Genomic DNA, 3,214 nt, shown 5'->3' with positions numbered 1-3,214 from the left:
CGGCCACCTGGGCCGGCGGCCGCCCGGAGCGCCGGGGCGCCTACGTGTCGTCGCCCCCGGTGTTGAGCGGATCGTCGCTGGCATCGGCCCGGTCCGTGTTGTGCAGTTCCTCGCCCGGAATGTCGATGGGCTGTTCGTCTGCTTCGAGCGCCGGGACATCCGCATCCGGCTGCTGCAGGTCTTCGTCCCGGGGAACCGGGAATTCGCCGGCCGCCTGCTGGTCGATCAGCTGCTGCTCCTCGGCGAAACGCAGGTCGTTGCCCTGGTCCCCCAGGTCGCCCGCGCGGTTTTCACTCGGGGTCTGGTTGAGCGCCTCCACCGGCGTCGGCTCCCCGTCCTTGTACTGGTCCCTGTCGTTCTGCTGCGTCATGGTGCTCCGATCCTTGGTTCGCAGGTGCGGTTTTCCTCAGCATACTGACCATAACCGCGGGTCGACAGTCCGGCAGGGCCGGTCAGCGGGCCAACAGCAGGTCCTGCACCCAGCGGTCGGCCTTCCGGAACGCCTCGTCCTGGTTGCGGCGCGGAACAGTCAGTCCGCGGCGGTCGGCGCGCGGGTAGGAGCCCAAAAACCGGATGCCCGGGCTGAGCCGGTGCAGCCCGCGGACGGCGTCGGCCACCCGCTCCTCGGCCAGGTGGCCTTCGGCATCGAGGCTGAAGAAATAATCTCCCAAGAACTGGCCGGTTGGGCGGGACTCGATCCGGCTCAGGTTCACGCCCCGGCTGGAGAATTGTTCCAGGATTGCCCCCAGCGCACCCGGACGGTCCTGCGGCAGCGGGACCACCAGGGTGGTCTTGTCGGCGCCGGTCGGCTCGGGCAGGACCCCGGGACGGCTCACCAGAATGAATCGGGTCACGGCGTCCGGAATGTCGCCGATATCCTCGGCAAGCACCTCCAGCCCGCGCTGCCCGGCCACCAGCGGCGAGCAGATCGCCGCCTCGTAGCCGGCCCCGGGCTCCAGCAGTCCCACCGCGGCCGCCGCCGTCGAGGAGGCCGGCAGATATTCTGCTTGGGGAATATTTGCGCCGGACCAAGCGCGGCATTGCGCCCAGGCATGCGGATGGGTGGACACCACTGCGACGTCTCCCGGCTCGGTCCCGGGCCGCACCGCCAGCACAAAGCGGATGGGCACGAGTTCCTCGCCGATGATGCGCAGCGGCTCGCCTCCCGCGATGGCATCCAACGTGGCACTGACGCCCCCCTCGACCGAGTTCTCGATCGGGACCATGGCCGCGCCGGCTTCGCCCGCGCGGACGGCGTCCACGGCGGCGTCGACACTCGCGGCCGGAATCCGGCGCGCGGCAGCCGCCCCGGGAACCTGGAGGAGGGCAGCCTCGGTGAAGGTTCCCTCCGGCCCCAGGAAGGTGTAGACGCCTGCCATTACTGGACCCGGGGCTCCTGCCCGTTCTCCGAGACGATCGGCTTGCCGGCATCCAGCCAAGCACCCATTCCGCCGTCGACGTTCACCGCCGAGTATCCGTTCCCGTTCAGCCATTCGGTGGCCCGGAAGGACCGCCCGCCGCTGCGGCACACCACATGCAGGTCCACGTCGGGGTCCAGTTCGTCCAGGCGCAGCGGCAGCTCGTTGAGCGGGATGTGCACGGCGCCCGCAATGTGTCCGGCCTCCCATTCATAGTCTTCGCGCACGTCCAGAATGGTGGCGTCGCCGCCGATGCTGTTGACATCCACATTCTCGATATCGCTCATGGCAACCTCCGTAATCCGCGGCGGGCCCTGCCGCCGCTGGTGAATTCCTGCTCCGGGCGCACCCGCGTTTTGCCCCCTTTCCAAGCCTATAGTGGGATCGTCCGCCGCACCGTAATGAGACAGGGGCACCCATGGCCGCAGACCAGCCGACCATCCTTGCTACGTCCGGGGGAATCAGGGCCGGTGTTCGCAGCCGGATCGCGTTCCACCACCTGGTGCACCACGCCGTCGAACTGGCGGGGCCCACGGGGCGGGCACCGCGGCTGGTCCACGTGGGCACCGCCAGCGGCGACCAGCGCTGGCTCCAGGCCGAGCTGGACGAGGCGGCCAGGGTTGCCGGTTACGGCCTGAGCCATCTGAACTTGTTCACCATGCCCAACGTGGCGGACATCGAGGAACACCTGCTGGGCCAGGATGTGGTGTGGGCGGGCGGCGGCTCGGTGGCGAACCTGCTGGCGGTGTGGCGGGTCCACGGCCTGGACGCCATTTTCAGGCGGGTCTGGCAGGCCGGCGTGGTCCTGGCGGGGGTCTCCGCCGGTTCCATCTGCTGGTTCCGCGGCGGCACCACCGACTCCTTCGGCCCCGAGCTGCGGCCGGTCACGAACGGGCTGGCGTTGCTGCCCTACGACAACGGCGTCCATTACGACTCGGAACCGCAGCGCCGGCCGTTGGTGCACCGGCTCGTGGCGGACGGCATCCTGGGCGAAACGCATTGCACCGACGACGGCGTCGGACTGGTCTACCGCGGCACCGAACTGGCCGAGGCGGTCAGCGAGACCGACGGGAAACTCGCCTACCGCGTGACGGCCCAGGCCGGGGACGGGCCCGACGCCGTCGCCGTGGAGGAGCCGATCGACACCAGGTTCCTCGGCTAAACCGGCGCGCCGGTGGGGCGCGCGGATTAGCCCGCACCGCCGGGCGGGGCTACGCTTACGGGCGATGACTGCTTTGCATGACTTGACGGCCGTCGCCCAGCGCGACGCCGTGGCCCGCGGCGAACTGTCCGCCCTCGAACTGACGGAGCATTACCTCCAGCGCATTGATGCCCTGAACCCCAGGCTCGGCGCCTTCATCACCGTCACCGCCGACCAGGCGCTCAAGCAGGCACGCGCCGCGGACGACCACCAGGCACGCGGCGGGACCCTGGGCCGGCTGCACGGCCTGCCGGTGGCCTACAAGGACCTCACGGATGTGGCCGGCGTCCCGACCACCCACGGCAGCGCGGCCCTGGAGCATCGCCCCGCCCTGGCCAACCACCCCTTGGTGGACGTCCTCGAATCCGCCGGCAGCATCAGCCTCGGCAAGACCCAGGTCCCCGAATTCGGCCTGACCTCCTACAGCGAGAACCGTGTGGCGCCGCCGGCCCGCAACCCGCTGGACCCGGCGCTGAGCCCGGGCGGTTCCTCCGGCGGAAGCGCGGCCGCAGTGGCCGCCGGCCTGCTGCCCTTCGCCCCCGGGTCGGACGGCGGCGGCTCGGTCCGGATTCCGGCGGCCGCCACCGGGCTGGTG

The 3,214-nt window shown here is 70.5% G+C and carries 5 protein-coding genes; 2 read left to right on the top strand and 3 right to left on the bottom strand.

Going from position 1 to position 3,214, the window contains the following annotated elements:
• Positions 1–40: 40 nt before the first annotated feature.
• The 3 genes from AC5RV2_RS16165 to AC5RV2_RS16155 form a co-directional block, all read right to left on the bottom strand.
• Complete coding sequence (locus AC5RV2_RS16165; RefSeq protein ID WP_494093178.1) at positions 41–370, bottom strand: hypothetical protein; 330 nt, start codon at positions 368–370, stop codon at positions 41–43.
• Between the two features lie 82 nt (positions 371–452).
• Positions 453–1,379, bottom strand: coding sequence for a prephenate dehydratase (gene pheA / locus AC5RV2_RS16160; protein ID WP_494093177.1), 927 nt, complete (start codon positions 1,377–1,379; stop codon positions 453–455).
• On the bottom strand, positions 1,379–1,705 hold the full coding sequence (locus AC5RV2_RS16155) for a rhodanese-like domain-containing protein (protein ID WP_494065428.1): 327 nt from the start codon (positions 1,703–1,705) through the stop codon (positions 1,379–1,381). Before AC5RV2_RS16155 ends, pheA begins: the two co-directional genes overlap by 1 nt.
• Positions 1,706–1,836: 131 nt before the next feature.
• Between AC5RV2_RS16155 and AC5RV2_RS16150 the strand changes: the two genes are divergently transcribed.
• The gene (locus tag AC5RV2_RS16150; RefSeq protein WP_494093176.1) at positions 1,837–2,580 is read left to right on the top strand and encodes a Type 1 glutamine amidotransferase-like domain-containing protein; all 744 of its coding nucleotides are present in this window, start codon (positions 1,837–1,839) and stop codon (positions 2,578–2,580) included.
• Between the two features lie 64 nt (positions 2,581–2,644).
• Positions 2,645–3,214, top strand: a 570-nt coding sequence (locus AC5RV2_RS16145) for an amidase (protein WP_494093175.1), incomplete at its 3' end; no start/stop codon positions are given.

This window comes from Arthrobacter sp. Y3225116 (assembly GCF_059091245.1).
This window is presented reverse-complemented; position numbering and strand designations above follow the sequence as displayed.